The organism is Nocardioides aquaticus, assembly GCF_018459925.1.
Classification (GTDB): Bacteria; Actinomycetota; Actinomycetes; order Propionibacteriales; family Nocardioidaceae; genus Nocardioides; species Nocardioides aquaticus.
Window position 1 is genome coordinate 3,729,810 of sequence record NZ_CP075371.1, and the last position, 14,430, is coordinate 3,744,239.

The 14,430-nt window shown below is 74.5% G+C and carries 16 protein-coding genes; 6 read left to right on the forward strand and 10 right to left on the reverse strand.

Going from position 1 to position 14,430, the window contains the following annotated elements:
- Window positions 1–15 precede the first annotated feature (15 nt).
- Both ENKNEFLB_RS18090 and ENKNEFLB_RS18095 read right to left on the reverse strand, forming a co-directional pair.
- Entirely contained in the window at window positions 16–1,587 is a 1,572-nt protein-coding gene (locus ENKNEFLB_RS18090; protein ID WP_214056640.1) for a leucyl aminopeptidase family protein, read from the reverse strand.
- The gene (locus tag ENKNEFLB_RS18095; RefSeq protein ID WP_160008978.1) at window positions 1,584–1,751 is read right to left on the reverse strand and encodes a DUF3117 domain-containing protein; all 168 of its coding nucleotides are present in this window, start codon (window positions 1,749–1,751) and stop codon (window positions 1,584–1,586) included. Before ENKNEFLB_RS18095 ends, ENKNEFLB_RS18090 begins: the two co-directional genes overlap by 4 nt.
- A gap of 148 nt (window positions 1,752–1,899) precedes the next feature.
- Between ENKNEFLB_RS18095 and ENKNEFLB_RS18100 the strand changes: the two genes are divergently transcribed.
- On the forward strand, window positions 1,900–2,691 hold the full coding sequence (locus ENKNEFLB_RS18100) for an enoyl-CoA hydratase/isomerase family protein (protein ID WP_214056641.1): 792 nt from the start codon (window positions 1,900–1,902) through the stop codon (window positions 2,689–2,691).
- A gap of 6 nt (window positions 2,692–2,697) precedes the next feature.
- Here ENKNEFLB_RS18100 and ENKNEFLB_RS18105 read toward each other — a convergent pair whose 3' ends face one another.
- Genes ENKNEFLB_RS18105 through dapE form a run of 4 tightly spaced genes read right to left on the reverse strand, consistent with a single transcriptional unit; the run spans window position 2,698 to window position 5,230 of the window.
- Window positions 2,698–3,132 carry a hypothetical protein gene (locus ENKNEFLB_RS18105; RefSeq protein ID WP_246535650.1) on the reverse strand — a complete coding sequence of 145 codons (435 nt, stop codon included), beginning with the start codon at window positions 3,130–3,132 and terminating at the stop codon, window positions 2,698–2,700.
- A gap of 15 nt (window positions 3,133–3,147) precedes the next feature.
- Complete coding sequence (locus ENKNEFLB_RS18110; protein WP_246535651.1) at window positions 3,148–3,405, reverse strand: DivIVA domain-containing protein; 258 nt, start codon at window positions 3,403–3,405, stop codon at window positions 3,148–3,150.
- Window positions 3,402–4,151 (reverse strand): LOG family protein, encoded by a 750-nt coding sequence (locus tag ENKNEFLB_RS18115; protein WP_214056642.1) that lies wholly within the window; start codon window positions 4,149–4,151, stop codon window positions 3,402–3,404. Before ENKNEFLB_RS18115 ends, ENKNEFLB_RS18110 begins: the two co-directional genes overlap by 4 nt.
- Complete coding sequence (gene dapE, locus ENKNEFLB_RS18120; protein ID WP_214056643.1) at window positions 4,148–5,230, reverse strand: succinyl-diaminopimelate desuccinylase; 1,083 nt, start codon at window positions 5,228–5,230, stop codon at window positions 4,148–4,150. Before dapE ends, ENKNEFLB_RS18115 begins: the two co-directional genes overlap by 4 nt.
- 145 nt (window positions 5,231–5,375) lie before the next feature.
- Here dapE and ENKNEFLB_RS18125 point away from each other — a divergent pair, with 145 nt between their 5' ends.
- The 3 genes from ENKNEFLB_RS18125 (at window position 5,376) to ENKNEFLB_RS18135 (ending at window position 7,788) form a co-directional block, all read left to right on the forward strand.
- Entirely contained in the window at window positions 5,376–5,999 is a 624-nt protein-coding gene (locus ENKNEFLB_RS18125; protein WP_214056644.1) for a hypothetical protein, read from the forward strand.
- 113 nt (window positions 6,000–6,112) lie between these two features.
- Window positions 6,113–6,859: a TetR/AcrR family transcriptional regulator C-terminal domain-containing protein gene (locus tag ENKNEFLB_RS18130; protein ID WP_214056645.1), complete on the forward strand. Its 747-nt coding sequence runs from the start codon at window positions 6,113–6,115 to the stop codon at window positions 6,857–6,859.
- 17 nt (window positions 6,860–6,876) lie between these two features.
- Window positions 6,877–7,788: an oxidoreductase gene (locus ENKNEFLB_RS18135; protein WP_214056646.1), complete on the forward strand. Its 912-nt coding sequence runs from the start codon at window positions 6,877–6,879 to the stop codon at window positions 7,786–7,788.
- Window positions 7,789–7,813: 25 nt separating this feature from the next.
- Here the strand turns inward: ENKNEFLB_RS18135 and ENKNEFLB_RS18140 are convergent, their stop codons facing one another.
- The 4 genes from ENKNEFLB_RS18140 to ENKNEFLB_RS18155 all read right to left on the reverse strand — a co-directional run bounded on the left by ENKNEFLB_RS18140 (window position 7,814) and on the right by ENKNEFLB_RS18155 (window position 13,003).
- Window positions 7,814–8,491: a VOC family protein gene (locus tag ENKNEFLB_RS18140; RefSeq protein ID WP_214056647.1), complete on the reverse strand. Its 678-nt coding sequence runs from the start codon at window positions 8,489–8,491 to the stop codon at window positions 7,814–7,816.
- 4 nt (window positions 8,492–8,495) lie between these two features.
- Window positions 8,496–11,789 carry an isoleucine--tRNA ligase gene (gene ileS / locus ENKNEFLB_RS18145; protein ID WP_214056648.1) on the reverse strand — a complete coding sequence of 1,098 codons (3,294 nt, stop codon included), beginning with the start codon at window positions 11,787–11,789 and terminating at the stop codon, window positions 8,496–8,498.
- A gap of 217 nt (window positions 11,790–12,006) precedes the next feature.
- Window positions 12,007–12,609, reverse strand: a complete 603-nt coding sequence (locus ENKNEFLB_RS18150; RefSeq protein WP_214056649.1) for a DEAD/DEAH box helicase family protein — start codon at window positions 12,607–12,609, stop codon at window positions 12,007–12,009.
- Between the two features lie 10 nt (window positions 12,610–12,619).
- Window positions 12,620–13,003, reverse strand: a complete 384-nt coding sequence (locus ENKNEFLB_RS18155) for a DNA polymerase ligase N-terminal domain-containing protein (RefSeq protein WP_214056650.1) — start codon at window positions 13,001–13,003, stop codon at window positions 12,620–12,622.
- Between the two features lie 89 nt (window positions 13,004–13,092).
- On the opposite strand from ENKNEFLB_RS18155, the gene ENKNEFLB_RS18160 reads away from it, so the two are divergent.
- Together ENKNEFLB_RS18160 and ENKNEFLB_RS18165 are read left to right on the forward strand one after the other, a co-directional pair.
- On the forward strand, window positions 13,093–13,617 hold the full coding sequence (locus ENKNEFLB_RS18160; RefSeq protein ID WP_214059580.1) for a DinB family protein: 525 nt from the start codon (window positions 13,093–13,095) through the stop codon (window positions 13,615–13,617).
- Window positions 13,618–13,630: 13 nt separating this feature from the next.
- On the forward strand, window positions 13,631–14,428 hold the full coding sequence (locus ENKNEFLB_RS18165; protein WP_214056651.1) for an aminoglycoside phosphotransferase family protein: 798 nt from the start codon (window positions 13,631–13,633) through the stop codon (window positions 14,426–14,428).
- The last annotated feature ends 2 nt before the right edge of the window (window positions 14,429–14,430 follow it).

Genomic DNA, 14,430 nt, shown 5'->3' on the forward strand with positions numbered 1-14,430 from the left:
GGCGGCAGACCGGGCCTAGGACCCGACCCCGGCCAGGGGGTCGGGTCCGCAGAGCCACGCCAGCAGCGCCCGGGCCCCGAAGCCCGACGGCCCGGCGGTCCACTCGTCGTGGTCGGCCGGCACGTCGCCGACCGGCGCGACGTCGAGGTGCGCCCACGGCACGGACCCCGCGAAGCGCTGCAGGAACAGCCCGGCCACGATCGCGCCCGGGCCGGCCCCGGCGTTGTCGGAGTCCGCGACCTTCGAGGCCAGCTTGTCGGCGTACGCCGTGTGCAGCGGCAGCCGCCACAGCAGCTCCCCGGAGCCCGTGCCGGCGTCGAGCAGCAGCTCGGCCAGCGCGTCGTCGTCGGTGAGGAGCGCGCCGGTGCGCTGCCCGAGCGCGACCTTGGCCGCCCCCGTCAGCGTCGCGACGTCGACGAGCGCGTCGGGCTCGACCTCCGCCACGGCGTAGGCCATCGCGTCGGCCAGGACCAGGCGGCCCTCGGCGTCGGTGTTGGTGACCTCGGTGGTGCGGCCGCCATAGTGGCGCAGCACGTCGCCGGGGCGCATCGAGGAGCCGGAGACGGCGTTCTCGGCGCAGGCCAGCAGGCCGACGACGCGGACCGGACAACCGAGGTCGCGCAGGGCGGCCATCACCGCCAGCACCACGGCGGCGCCGGTCATGTCGCGCTTCATGGTCGACATCGCCTCGGCCGGCTTGATGGACAACCCGCCGGAGTCGAAGGTGATGCCCTTGCCGACCAGTGCCACGGTCGGCGTACGACGCCCGGCGCCCGGCGGCGCGTAGTCCAGGCGGACCAGCCGTGGCGGCGAGTCCGAGCCCTGGCCGACGCCGAGGATGCCTCCGAAGCCGTCGCGCGCCAGGTCGCCCTCGTCCCAGACGGTGACCTCGAGGCCGGCGGTGGCCGCGACCTGCCGGGCCTGCTCGGCCATCCAGGCGGGGTTCTTCAGGTTCGAGGGGACGGTGGCCAGGCTGCGGGCACGCCAGCCGGCCCCACCGAGCGCCACAGCACGGTCCAGCGCGGGGCGGGAGCCGTCCGGGTCGGGAAGCCCGGCCAGCACGATCCGGCGGACCGGGGGCTGCTCCGGGGACGAGGAGCGCCAGTGGAAGACGAAGGAGCCGAGCATGGCTCCGACGACGAGGGCCTCGAGGCCGGCGTCGTCGGTGATCGCGGCCAGCGTGGTGGCGACGTCACCACGTCCGCGGGTGGCCCGGGCCAGCGCCGCACCGGCGCGGCGCAGGTCGGTCGGGGTCGCTGCACCGACGCCCACGAGCAGCACGAGCCGCAGGTCGGGGTCGGCGGCACTGCCGCCGGGGACGGGCACCGTGGTGACCTCCCCGGTGCGCCCGGTGGCACGGGCGGCCTCGGCCGCGCCGACCAGGTCGAGGCCGAGGGCCTCGCCGAGCTCCTCGGCCCCGGGGCCCAGGATCGGGCCCCCCTCCTGCGCGGCACCGGCAGCGTCGTCGGCGTCCTGCGGGAGGACGGGGACGGCGACCACCTCGGCGCCGAGCAGCAGGTGCGCCGCACGCTCGCTCAGGGCGAGCTGCGGAGGAGAGAGCTGGGCCGGGAGCGCGGCGGAGGTCACCCGACGACGTTCTTCAGGGCGTCACCGAGGTTCGTGGCCTCCTCGGCGTTCAGCTCCACCACCAGGCGACCGCCGCCCTCGAGCGGGACGCGCATGACGATGCCGCGACCCTCCTTGGTGACCTCGAGCGGGCCATCACCCGTCCTCGGCTTCATGGCCGCCATGCGGCACCTCTTCCCCTAGTCGTCCGATGGGGCCGGACCCCATATCCTCGCCCGCACCGAGCGGACCTCACCATTATCCCCCATGGGAGCGGTGACCCGCAGCACAGGGGCGTCGCGGCGCACGGCGCCGACTGCCAGACTGACCCGCATGACCGACGCGCCCGTGCTCCTCGACGTCACCGACGGCGTCGCCACCGTCACCCTGCACCGCCCCGAGGCCATGAACAGCCTCGACGTCGCGACCAAGGTGCTGCTGCTGGAGACCCTGCGCCAGGTCGCCGACCTGGACAGCGTCCGCTGCGTCGTGCTCACCGGGTCCGGGCGCGCGTTCTGCACCGGCCAGGACCTCAAGGAGCACATCGGCCTGCTGCGCAGCAGCACCGGCCCGCGCCTGTCGACGGTCGAGGAGCACTACAACCCGATCGTGACCGCGCTGGTCGAGATGCCCAAGCCCACCGTGGCCGCGGTCAACGGCGTGGCCGCCGGCGCCGGGGCGAGCCTGGCGCTGGCCTGCGACCTGCGGCTCGTGGCCGACACCGCCGGCTTCAACTTCGCCTTCGCCAACGTCGCCCTGTCGTGCGACACCGGGATGAGCTGGACCCTCCAGCGGATCGTCGGACGGGCCAGGGCGCTGGAGCTGCTGTACTTCCCGCGCACCGTCGGCGCCGAGGAGTCGGCGTCCCTCGGCCTGGCGACCACGGTGGTGGCCCCGGACGACCTCGTCGCGGAGACCGCCGCCCTGGCCGCACGCCTGGCCGCCGGACCGACGGTCGCGCTGGCCTCGATCCGTGAGGCGGTCACCTTCGCCGGCGACCACCCGTTCAGCGAGGCGCTGGCCACCGAGGCGCGGCTGATGAACCGCACCGGCGCGACCGCCGACCACGAGGCCGCGGTCGCGGCGTTCGTGGCCAAGCAGAAGCCGGTGTTCGAGGGCCGCTGAGCCCGCTCAGACCCGGCCGTCGGCGTAGGCCCAGGTCAGGACCGCGACGCAGACCACCGTGCCCAGGTGGGCCAGCAGCGAGAGCCCCGGGCCGGCCGACCAGCCGTCGGCCGCCGCCGCGGCGGCCCGCTTGCCACGGGTCGGGAGCCACCGCGCCAGGACCAGCAGCCCGGCGCCGGCGGTGACCCACCACGCCGCCAGGGCGAGGATGCCGAGCAGGGAGGCGACGTCCTCGCCGACGACGTCGAGCAGCGTGGCGCCGAGGACCAGCAGCGCCACCCACAGCACCAGCGCGGTCAGCCCGGCCACGGTGTGCACCGTCAGGACCGGTCGGCCGGTGCGGGTCCGGCCCGCGACCTGCGCGCCCCGCAGCCGCAGCCGCGTCAGCAGGACCGACGCCGCCGCGAGGAGGGTGCACAGCACCACGCCCAGGCTCGACACGTCGGGCAGTGTGCCCTACCCCGCCCCCGGGCCGCCCTCGCGCTCGGCGGCGAGCCGGTCGAGCAGCGCGTCGACGTCGGCCATCCGGTAGCCGCGCAGCGCGAGCGGGAAGCGGACCCTCCGGAGGTCGTCGGCGGTCAGCGGTCCGCTGGCCGGCACGTCGGGTGCCGGGTCGTCGTCGCCGGCCGGGGCGAGCGGGCCTCCGCGACCGGCCGCCACCACCGCCACGCCACCCAGCAGCAGGACGGCCAGGACGGCCAGCAGCCAGGTCACGGCGACACCCCGGCGCCGGCGCCGGCGCCGGCGCCGTCGCCGCGCATCAGTGCCACGGCCTCGTCCACGTCGTCGGTCACGACGAGCTGGTCCAGGTCGGCCAGGCTCATCTTCCCGCCGGCCACCACGCTCCCGCGCAGCCAGTCGACCAGGCCCGACCAGTAGGCCGTGCCGAGCAGCACCACCGGGAAGGCGGTCACCTTGCCGGTCTGGACCAGCGTGAGCGCCTCGAACAGCTCGTCGAGGGTGCCCAGACCGCCGGGGAGGACCACAAAACCCTGGGAGTACTTCACGAACATGGTCTTGCGGGCGAAGAAGTAGCGGAAGTCGATCCCGAGGTCCACCCACTCGTTGAGCCCGGTCTCGAACGGCAGCTCGATGCCGAGCCCCACGCTGACGCCACCGGCCTCGCTGGCGCCCTTGTTGGCGGCCTCCATCGCCCCCGGGCCGCCGCCAGTGATCACCGCGAACCCGGCCTCCACCAGGGCGCGGCCGACCTGCTCGCCCTGGGCGTACGCCGGGTCCTCCACCGGGGTGCGCGCGGACCCGAACACGGCGATCGCCGGGCCGAGCTCGGCCAGGGCGCCGAAGCCCTCCACGAACTCGGCCGTGATCCGCTGCACGCGCCACGGGTCGGTGTGCACCCAGTCGGTGGGGCCGCGCGAGTCCAGCAGCCGCTGGTCGGTGGTGGTCCCGTCCACCTGCCCGCGCCGCTGGAGCACCGGGCCCTTGTTCTTCGACCTCACGCCGTCGCCTCCTCGCCGCGCAGCCACGCCGCGAGCCGTTCCTCGCAGCGGCGGACCTGGTCCACCGGCACGTGCTCCTCGGCCTTGTGGGCCAGCAGCGGGTCGCCCGGGCCGTAGTTGACCGCCGGGACGCCCAGGGCGGTGAAGCGGGCCACGTCGGTCCAGCCGAACTTGGGGTTCACCACCCCGCCGACGGCGGCGACGAACGCGGCGGCCGCGGGCCGGTCGAGGCCGGGCAGGGCCGCCGGGCCGAGGTCGGTCAGGGTGACCTCGAAGCCCTCGAAGACGCCGCGGACGTACGCCTCGGCCTCCTCGGCCGACCGGTCGGGGGCGAAGCGGTGGTTGACCTCGACGACGCACTCGTCGGGCAGCACGTTGCCCGCGACCCCGCCCCGGATGCCGACTGCGTTGAGGCCCTCGTGGTACTCCAGCCCGTCGATGACCGGGCGGCGGGCCTCGTAGTCGCGCAGCCGCTCCAGCACCGGTGCGGCCTGGTGGATGGCGTTGACGCCCTTCCAGCTGCGCGCGGAGTGCGCCCGCTCGCCGGTCGCGCGCACCTCGACGCGCAGGGTGCCCTGGCAGCCGGCCTCGACGACGGCGTTCGAGGGCTCCATCAGGATCGCGAAGTCGGCCTCGAGCAGCTCGGGGGCCACCTCGGTGAGGTGGCGCAGGCCGTTGAAGACCTCGTCGATCTCCTCGGCCTCGTAGAGGACGTAGGTGACGTCGCGCACCGGCTCGGGCACGGTGGCGGCCAACCGGAGGATGACCGCGTCGCCGCCCTTCATGTCGCAGGTCCCCAGGCCGTGCAGGAGGCCGGTGGCCTCGTCGAGCCGGCTGGGCAGGTTGTCGTGCACCGGCACGGTGTCGAGGTGCCCGGCCAGCACGACCCGCTCGGCCCGCCCGAGGTCGGTCCGGGCCACCACGGTGTGGCCGTGCCGGACGACCTCGAGGTGCGGCAGGGCACGCAACGCCTCCTCGACGGCGTCGGCGATCTGCTGCTCGCCGCGGCTGACGGACTCGATGTCCACCAGCGCGCGGGTCAGGCTGACGACGTCGGTGCTGAGGTCCAGGATGCTCACGCGGCCATCCAACCCCACCGGTGCGTGCCGGTCCGGCCCGCGGCCCCGCCGGCGGGCCCAGCTCACCCCTTGCGGCTGCCCTTACGGCGTAAGGTCGGTCCCCATCAGGGTGGTGCAGGATCCACCCGCCCACAGGAGGAACGACATGACCACGCAGCCCACCCCCACCGGCCCCGAGCCGGTCGCGCCCGTGCGCACCGAGGACCGCAAGACCGTGGTCGCCCGCGAGAAGGACGCCTTCGGCGGCGTCAAGATCGGCTCGGCCTTCTTCGGCTGGCTGGTCGCCACCGGGATGACCGTCGTGCTGACCGCCCTGCTCGCCGCCGTCGCCGGCGGGCTCAACCTGGTCTCCAGCCCCGAGGCGCTCAGCGACGCCGCTCGGGCCAACAACGTCAGCACCGACGAGATCGGGTGGGGCGCGGCCGTCGTCGTCCTCGTCGTCGTGTTCCTGGCCTACCTCGCCGGCGGCTACGTCGCCGGCCGGATGGCGCGCTTCAACGGCCTCAAGCAGGGTGCCGCGGTCTTCGGCTGGTCCGTGCTCATCGCCGTCGTCGTCGCGCTCCTCGGCGCCGTCGCCGGGGCGCAGTTCAACGTGCTCAGCGAGATCAACAGCTTCCCGAACATCCCCTCCAGCCTCGAGGGCCTGAGCCTGCAGGGCATCGTCGTCCTGGTCGGCGTGGTCGTGGTCGCCCTGGTCGGCGCGATGCTCGGTGGCCTCACCGGCATGCGCTACCACCGCCGCATCGACAAGGCCGGCCTCGGCCGCTGACCCACCCCGTCGGACCAGGCCCCCGGGCCTGGTCCGACCACCCACCTCGGGGCGCCCCTCACCCCCTCGTGCCACCTACGTTCGACCCGCACGAAGAGATCTGAGGAGACCCCGTGGTCGAGGACACCGACGCAGGACCCACGCCCGACGCCGACGCCGAGATCGTGGCCGGCCGCAAGCCGCCCTCGGCCCGGGTGCCGCTCGACCGCGACACGATCGTCGCCGAGGCCCTGACGTTCCTCGACGAGGTCGGCCCGGGCGGGCTCACCATGCGCCGTCTCGGCGCCCGGCTCAACGTCGAGGCGATGTCGCTCTACCGCTACGTGCCCGGCAAGGAGGACCTCCTCGACGCCATCGTGGAGCACCTCATCCGCGGTCTGTACGCCGACCCGGAGGTGCTGGCCGAGCCGCGCGACGGCTGGCAGGACTTCCTCCAGCGCCTGGCCCACGGCGTGCGCCGGATGGCGCTGCGGCACGTCAAGGCCTTCCCGCTGGTGGCCTCCCGCCCGCCCGAGGCACCCTGGCTGCGCCCGCCGCTGCGCAGCGTCGACTGGGTCGAGTCCTTCCTCTCCGGCCTCCTGGCCGAGGGCTTCACCGACGAGGCGGCCGTGGCGGCGTACCGGGGCTTCACCAGCTTCCTGCTGGGCCACCTGCTGCTCGAGGTCGCCACCCACGGCGCAGACGTCGGACCGCTCGACGTCGTCGAGGACACCACGCCGGACCCGTCGCTGGAGGACTTCCCCACGGTCGCGCGGCTGAGCGGCGAGCTCTCCGAGGACCACGCCGTGGAGGAGTTCGAGATCGCCCTGGAGCAGCTCCTCGAGCGGATCACCGCCCTGAAGGTCGAGCACCAGGGCTGACCGGGCAGGATCGGGTCATGAGCACCTGGACCGCCCGCGACATCCCCGACCTCTCCGGCCTCACCGCCGTGGTGACCGGCGCCAACACGGGCCTGGGCAAGGAGACCGCGCGCGAGCTGGCCCGCCGCGGCGCCCTGGTCGAGCTGGCCGTCCGCGACGAGGCCAAGGGCCGCGCGGCCGCCGAGGAGGTCCGCGCCGACGTGCCCGGTGCGGACCTGCACGTGCAGCGTCTCGACGTCGCCTCGCTGGCCTCCGTGCGCGCCGCCGCCGAGGAGCTGCGCGGGCGGCACGAGCGGATCGACCTGCTCGTCAACAACGCCGGCGTCATGTACACCCCCCGCTCGACCACGGAGGACGGCTTCGAGCTCCAGCTCGGCACCAACCACCTCGGCCACGTCGCCCTGACCGCGCTGCTCCTCGACCGGCTGCTCGCCGCCCCGGCCGCCCGGGTGGTCGCGGTGAGCAGCGTCGCGCACAAGATCCGCTCGCGGATCGACTTCGACGACCTCGCCTTCGAGCAGGACTACGACCGGGTGGCGGCGTACGGCCGCTCGAAGCTGGCGAACCTGCTGTTCGCCTACCGGCTCGACGCGCTGCTCCGCGCCGCGGGCGCCCCCGCGGTCGCGCTCGCCGCGCACCCGGGCGTCTCGGACACCGAGCTGACCCGCCACAGCCCCGGCCCGCTGCGGCTCGGCGCCCGGCTCGGAGGACGGTTCCTCAACTCCGCCGCGGTCGGCGCCCTGGCCACGCTGCGTGCCGCCACCGACCCGGACGCCCGGGGCGGGGAGCTCTACGGCCCGCGCGGTCCCGGCGAGGCCGTGGGCCACCCGGTACGCGTGCTGTCGACCGAGGCCTCGCACGACGGCGCGACGCAGCGCCGGCTGTGGGACGTCTCCTGCGAGCTGACCGGGGTGTCGTTCGACCTCTGAGGGCGCCTCCGGCGGCGCGGCGCGCTCAGGCGGCGAAGACGCAGAACTCGTTGCCCTCGGGGTCGGCCAGGACGGTCCACCCGGGGGTGTCCCACCGGTGCGTGGCGCCGAGCAGCACCAGCTCGTCGCGGTCGCCGACGAGGTCCCAGTGCACCCGGTTCGGCGTGACCTTGGCCTCGGGGACCGGGACGAAGTCGAGGGTCAGCCGGTCGTCCGGGCCGGCGCCCTCGAGCGTCGCGTACCCCTCGTCGGCGTGGTGCACCGGTTCGACCCCGAGCACCCTGCCCCACCAGGCCGCCTGCGCGAACGGGTCGCGGCAGTCGACCACCACGCCGTGCAGGCGGTAGGCCGGCGGCTCGTCGCGCACGAACACGCAGAACTCACCGCCCTCGGGGTCGGCCATCACGGTCCAGCCGAACCCGGACTCCTCCGCCGGCAGCACGACACGGGCGCCCAGCGCCTCCACCTCGGCCACCGAGCCGGCGTCGACGTCGAGGTGCAGGCGGTGCTTGACCCGCCTCGGCGTCGTCGTCGGGTTCACCCACACGCGGTGCCCGTCGGTGGGGCCGACCAGCGACACCGGCCCCGGCGTGGACGGGGAGGCGTCGGGGTCGACCTCGAGCCCGATCACCGCCGCCCAGAACGCGCCCAGGGCGGCAGGGTCGTCGGCGTCCAGGCAGAGGTCCTTCCAGCGCGCGGTCACCGGGTCAGGCTGCCACCCGCGCCACCGTCACCGCCAGGGTCCCGCCGGGCACCAGGTCGACCGAGGTCGCCAGGGTCTCCCCCGCGAGCAGGTCGGCGTGCGTGCGCGCCGCGGCCAGCTGGTCGTCGGGGCCGGTGAGCGTCAGCGCGATCCGGTCCGAGACCTCCAGGCCGGCGTCGCGACGGGCCTGCTGCACCGCGCGGACCAGGTCGCGGGCCACGCCCTCGGCGGCCAGCTCGGGCGTGACCGCGGTGTCGAGCACCACGAACCCGGCGACCCCGCCGCCGACCATCGCCACCACGGCGTCGTCGTCGGTGGAGCCGGCGACCGTCTCCAGGGCGTACTCGCCCTCGAGGAGCGCCAGGCCCCCGGCCACCACCGAGCCGTCCTCGGCCACCGACCAGTCGCCGGACTTCGCGGCGCGGATCGCGACCTGGACGTCCTTGCCGAGCCGCGGCCCGGCGGCACGCGCGTGGACGGTCAGCCGCTGGTCGACGCCGTACGACGCCGCCTCCGGGTCGTCCGCGGCGAGGAACCGGACCAGCTTGACGTTGACCTCGTCGGCCACGATCGCCTCGAAGCCGCCCAGCGCGGCCGGGTCGGGCACGACCACGGTCAGGGTGGCCAGCGGCAGCCGGTTGCGCAGCCCGGCGGCCTTGCGCAGCGCCGACGTCGTCGAGCAGACCTCGCGCACGGTGTCCATCGCCGCGACCAGCGCGTCGTCGGCCGGCAGCTCGTCGAGCGCGGGCCAGTCGCTCAGGTGCACCGAGCGGCCGCCGGTCAGGCCGCGCCAGACCTCCTCGGTGGTCAGCGGCAGCAGCGGTGCGGTCACCCGGCAGACGGTCTCCAGCACCGTCCACAGCGTGTCGAAGGCCCCGGTCTCGAGGTCGGTGCCGCTGGCCCAGAACCGCTCGCGCGAGCGCCGGACGTACCAGTTGGTGAGCACGTCGATGAACGAGCGCGTGGCGTCGCAGGCCTCGGCGACGGCGTAGTCGTCCAGGGCCGTGGTCATCTGCGCGACCCACTGCCGCGTCTTGGCCAGCAGGTAGCGGTCGAGCGGGTCGGTCGAGGTCGTCGAGCGGGACGCCTCGTAGCCGGCGGCGTTGGCGTAGAGGCTGAAGAAGTACCAGGTGTTCCACAGCGGGATCAGCACCTGGCGCACCGAGTCGCGGATGCCCTGCTCGGTGACCACCAGGTTGCCGCCGCGCAGGATCGGGCTCGACATCAGGAACCAGCGCATCGCGTCGGCGCCGTCGCGGTCGAAGACCTCGCTGACGTCCGGGTAGTTGCGCAGCGACTTGCTCATCTTCTGCCCGTCCGAGCCCAGCACGATGCCGTGGCTGACGCAGGCCGAGAAGGCGGGGCGGTCGAACAGTGCGGTGGCCAGCACGTGCAGCGTGTAGAACCAGCCGCGGGTCTGTCCGATGTACTCGGTGATGAAGTCGCCCGGGAAGTGGCCCTGGAGGACGTCGGTGCCGTCGAACCAGTCGGCGTTCTCGAACGGGTAGTGCACCTGGGCGAAGCTCATCGACCCGGAGTCGAACCACACGTCGAGCACGTCGGCCACGCGCCGCATCGAGCTCTGGCCCTCCGCAGGGCTCCGCGGGTCGTCCGGGTTGGGCCGGACCAGCTCGTCGACGAAGGGACGGTGCAGGTCGGGGTTGCCGTCACGGTCGCGCGGCAGCCGGCCGAAGTCGCGCTCGATCTCCTCGAAGGAGCCGTAGACGTCCAGCCGGGGGTACGCCGGGTCGTCGCTCTTCCACACCGGCACCGGGCTGCCCCAGAAACGGTTGCGGGTGATCGACCAGTCGCGGGCGTTCTCCAGCCACTTGCCGAACTGGCCGTCGCGGATGTGCTCGGGCACCCACCGGACCTGCTGGTTGAGCTCGACCATCCGGTCCTTGAACGCGGTCACCTCGACGAACCAGGAGGAGACGCCCTTGTAGATCAGCGGCTCGCGGCAGCGCCAGCAGTGCGGGTAGGAGTGGTCGTAGGTCTCGCGGCGCAGCAGGACCGTTCCCGGGCTCACCGACCCGCTGGGCGCGCGGTCCTCACCGGTCCCGAGGGTCGCCGCCCGGAGGTGGTCGATGACGTGCGGGTTGGCGTCGAAGACGTTCATCCCGGCGTAGTCGTCGACCGGCGCCTTGAACCGGCCGTCCTTGCCGACCGGCATCACGGCCTCGATGCCCTCGCGGTCGGTGACCTCCTTGTCGACCTCGCCGAACGCGCCGGCGGTGTGCACGACCCCGGTGCCGTCGGTGGTGGTCACGGCGTCGTCGGCGGCGACCACGCGGAAGGCGTTCTCGTGGCCGGCGTAGTAGCTGAACGGCGGGGTGTAGGTCAGCCCGACCAGGTCGGCGCCCCGGTGGCGCGAGAGCACCTCGGGCTCGTCGCCCAGCTCGCGGGCGTAGGCGGGGAGTCGCGCCTCGGCGAGCAGGTAGCGCTCGGGCAGGCCGGTGGCCTCGGACGCCACGACGACGTAGTCGATGTCCGAGCCGACCATCACGGCGAGGTTCGAGGGCAGGGTCCAGGGCGTGGTCGTCCAGATCAGGATCTTCACGCCGCCCAGCGGGTCGGCCTCGTCGCGGCCGTGGAGCGTGTAGCCGACGGTGACCGCGGGGTCCTGGCGGTTGCGGTAGGTCTCCTCGTCCATCCGCAGCTCGTGCGCGGACAGCGGGGTCTCGTCGTTCCAGCAGTAGGGCAGGACGCGGAAGCCCTCGTAGACCAGGCCCTGGTCGTGCAGCCGCTTGAAGGCCCAGATCACCGACTCCATGTAGTCGGGGTTCATCGTGCGGTAGTCGTTCTCGAAGTCGACCCAGCGGGCCTGGCGGGTGACGTAGTCGCGCCACTCGCCGGTGTACTTCATCACCGACGCCCGGCAGGCGTCGTTGAACTTCTCGACCCCGAGCTCGAGGATCTCCTCGGTGGTCTTGATGCCGTTCAGGCGCATCGCCTCGAGCTCGGCCGGCAGCCCGTGGGTGTCCCAGCCGAAGCGGCGCTCGACGCGCTTGCCGCGCATCGTCTGGTAGCGCGGCACGAGGTCCTTGACGTAGCCGGTGAGCAGGTGGCCGTAGTGGGGCAGGCCGTTGGCGAACGGCGGGCCGTCGTAGAAGACGAACTCGTCGGAGCCGTCGGCGCCGGCGTCGCGCGCGTCGATGCTGGCCTGGAAGGTGCCGTCCGCGGCCCAGTAGGCCAGCACCCGCTCCTCGATCGCGGGGAAGCGCGGGCTCGAGGGCACCCCGGCCGGACCGCCCGCGTCGGGGCCGGTGGCGTCGTGCGAGACGAGGGGGTAGGTCATGGGTGGCTCTCCTGCGGGCGTCGGCGTCGTGCGAGGACGACGTCTGCCGCGGTACCACCTCGCTTGCCCCTCCCCCGGGTGCCCGGGGACGGAGCCACTCTGTGCGGCTGTGACGGGCCCACCCGTCCGGTTCTACTGAGCGCTCCCGCGCCGTTCTTCCGGAGGCTCGCCGCTGATGACGGCTCGAACGCCTGTGGGGTCAGCGTACGGCGGTCGCTCAGCGGCGGTCCAACCAGGCCAGCGCACGCACCGCGGCGTCGTCGGCCGTGAGGTCGGTGTTGTCGAGGCGCAGGTGGGCCCCGCCGGTGGCCGTGATCGCCGCGATCACCGCGTCCGCCGCCGACGGGTGGTCGGGGTCGGTGGCCATCCGCCACTGCTGGTCGATCTCGCGGACGTGCGCGTCGGACCAGGCCAGGTCGGCCTTCGACGGCTTGGCGGCGATCCGGTCGGCGCCGGTGTTGCGGGCCAGGCGGGTGCCCAGGTCCGCGGTCAGCTCCAGGACGGAGACCGGGAGGCCGGCGTCGAGGTAGGGCCGGACCAGGGCGCTGACGACCACGGCGTCCTCCTCGAGGTCGACGGCCCAGACGAAGGTGAAGACCAGCCGGGTGCCCGACCGCGCGGCCTCCTCGACCACCCGTCGCCGGAACTCCTCGTTCAGGACCGTGAACGCCGGGGTGCCGTGGCCGAAGACCTCGATCAGCGGCTCGATCGTGTGGTGGTTGTGGAACAGCCGGAAGTCGCTGCGGGCGCAGAGCGCCCGCCCGACGGTCATCTTGCCCACGGCCGGCGGGCCCGTCACCAGCAGCAGCTCGCCCGTCATGGGCCGGACGCTAGCCGGACGGGGGCTGCTCGCGCAGCAGGTGGAGCAGGTGGTGGGTGGCGGGGCGCCCGGGGCCGCCGGTGCGGACCAGCGCGTACCGGCGCACCCCTCCGCTGCCGTGCAGGTCGAGCACGGTGCGGCGGTCGGTGCGGTCCACCAGCTCCCACCAGCCGTGGTCGGCGATGCTCTTGTGCTCGTCGGCGTAGGTCGCGTGGTCGAGGTCGTGGTCGGGCACGGCGATCGCGAGCCGGTCGGCGCCGGGGTCGGTGGGGAGACCCTTGGGCAGCGCCCAGGACCGCAGCACGCCGCCCTCCTCGAGGCGGAGGTCGTGGTGCAGGCGGGGACGCTCGTGGCGGTGGAGCACGAAGACGGGGCGGCCGGCGGGGTCGGGCACGGCCCCATCCTCCCCGTCCCCCCGCAGCCACCTCGCAGAACCGCGTTGCGTCCGCGGCGCGCAGGGGCCACGGTGGGCGCGTGAGCGACATGTGGACCACCGACGGGCCCGACCCCCGCGAGGCGACCGGACCGACCCGGGGCGAGAAGGCGTGCGTGGTCGACTACCTGCGCGCCTACCGGTTGACGCTGGAGATGAAGTGCGAGGGCCTCGACGCCGAGCAGCTGGCGCGGCGCTCGGTGCCGCCGTCGTCGATGTCCCTCCTGGGGCTGGTGCGGCACCTCGCGAAGGTCGAGCACACCTGGGCACGGCAGTGCCTGGAGGGCCAGGACCTGCCGCGGCTCTACGTCACCGACGACGACCCGGACGCCGACTTCGACGGGGCCGTGGCCGACGACGCGGTGGTCGCCGAGGCCTGGGAGGCGTGGCGCCGGGAGGTGGCGCACGCCGAGCAGGTGGTGGAGCGGCTGGACGACCTCGGGGCGCTGGTGTCCTGGCACGGCGACGGGATCGAGGTCCGCGACGTCCTGGTGCACCTCGTCGAGGAGTACGCCCGCCACGTCGGGCACGCCGACCTGCTGCGCGAGTGCGTCGACGGGCGCACGGGGCAGTGAGCCGGGCCCGCCCGTGAGCCGCGTCCCGGTGCCGGTGCAGGGCTGGGACAGCGTCACCGAGCTGGTCGGGGAGGCCGGGAGCGACGACGTCTGGGTGGAGCGGGCACCCCGGCGCCCGGACGTGCGCGCGGCGCTCGAGCACGAGACGCGGTTGCTGCCGCTCCTCGCGCCGCGGCTCCCGCTCGAGGTGCCGGTCCCGGTGCCGGTGCCGCCCGACGACGACGGCCCGTGGCGGGTCCGGCACCTCCTCGTGCCCGGGGAGCCCGGCGACGCCGCGACCCTGACGGCACGCGACGGCCGGCGGGTGGGGGTGTTCCTGCGCGCCCTGCACCGGACGCCGCACGAGACCTGCGAGGGCGCCGGCACCACGCCCCTCGCCGACCCGGCGGTCGTACTGGCGGGGCTGGCCACCGCCGTGCTCCCCCGCCTCCCGGCGGCCCTGGTGGGCCCGGCCGAGGCGCTGCTGGCTCGCGCGGCCGCCCCGGTCCCGCGGGTGCTGGTGCACGGAGACCTGGGCCCGGCGCACCTGCTGCGCACCGGTGGCCTCGTCACCGGGGTGATCGACTGGACCGACGCCCGGCTGGACGACCCCGCGGTCGACCTGGCCTGGGTGCTGCACGGCGCCCCGCCGGAGTTCGCCGCAGGGGTGCAGGAACGCTACGGCCCCACGGACGCCGCGCTGGCGCGGTCCCGCGACCACCACGCCCTCGGCCCGTGGCACGAGGTCGCCCACGGCGGCGCGACCGGGCAGGAGGCGTACGTCGGGTCGGGCATCCAGGGCGTCGTCACCCGGCTGCGCTGGCTAGGCTGACG

Coding starts and splice junctions, on each gene's coding strand:
- ENKNEFLB_RS18095 (WP_160008978.1), bottom strand. CDS start 1,751: ATGGCGGCCATGAAGCCGAGGACGGGTGATGGCCCGCTCGAGGTCACC.
- ENKNEFLB_RS18100 (WP_214056641.1), top strand. CDS start 1,900: ATGACCGACGCGCCCGTGCTCCTCGACGTCACCGACGGCGTCGCCACC.
- ENKNEFLB_RS18125 (WP_214056644.1), top strand. CDS start 5,376: ATGACCACGCAGCCCACCCCCACCGGCCCCGAGCCGGTCGCGCCCGTG.
- ENKNEFLB_RS18135 (WP_214056646.1), top strand. CDS start 6,877: ATGAGCACCTGGACCGCCCGCGACATCCCCGACCTCTCCGGCCTCACC.
- ileS (WP_214056648.1), bottom strand. CDS start 11,789: ATGACCTACCCCCTCGTCTCGCACGACGCCACCGGCCCCGACGCGGGC.
- ENKNEFLB_RS18150 (WP_214056649.1), bottom strand. CDS start 12,609: ATGACGGGCGAGCTGCTGCTGGTGACGGGCCCGCCGGCCGTGGGCAAG.
- ENKNEFLB_RS18160 (WP_214059580.1), top strand. CDS start 13,093: ATGTGGACCACCGACGGGCCCGACCCCCGCGAGGCGACCGGACCGACC.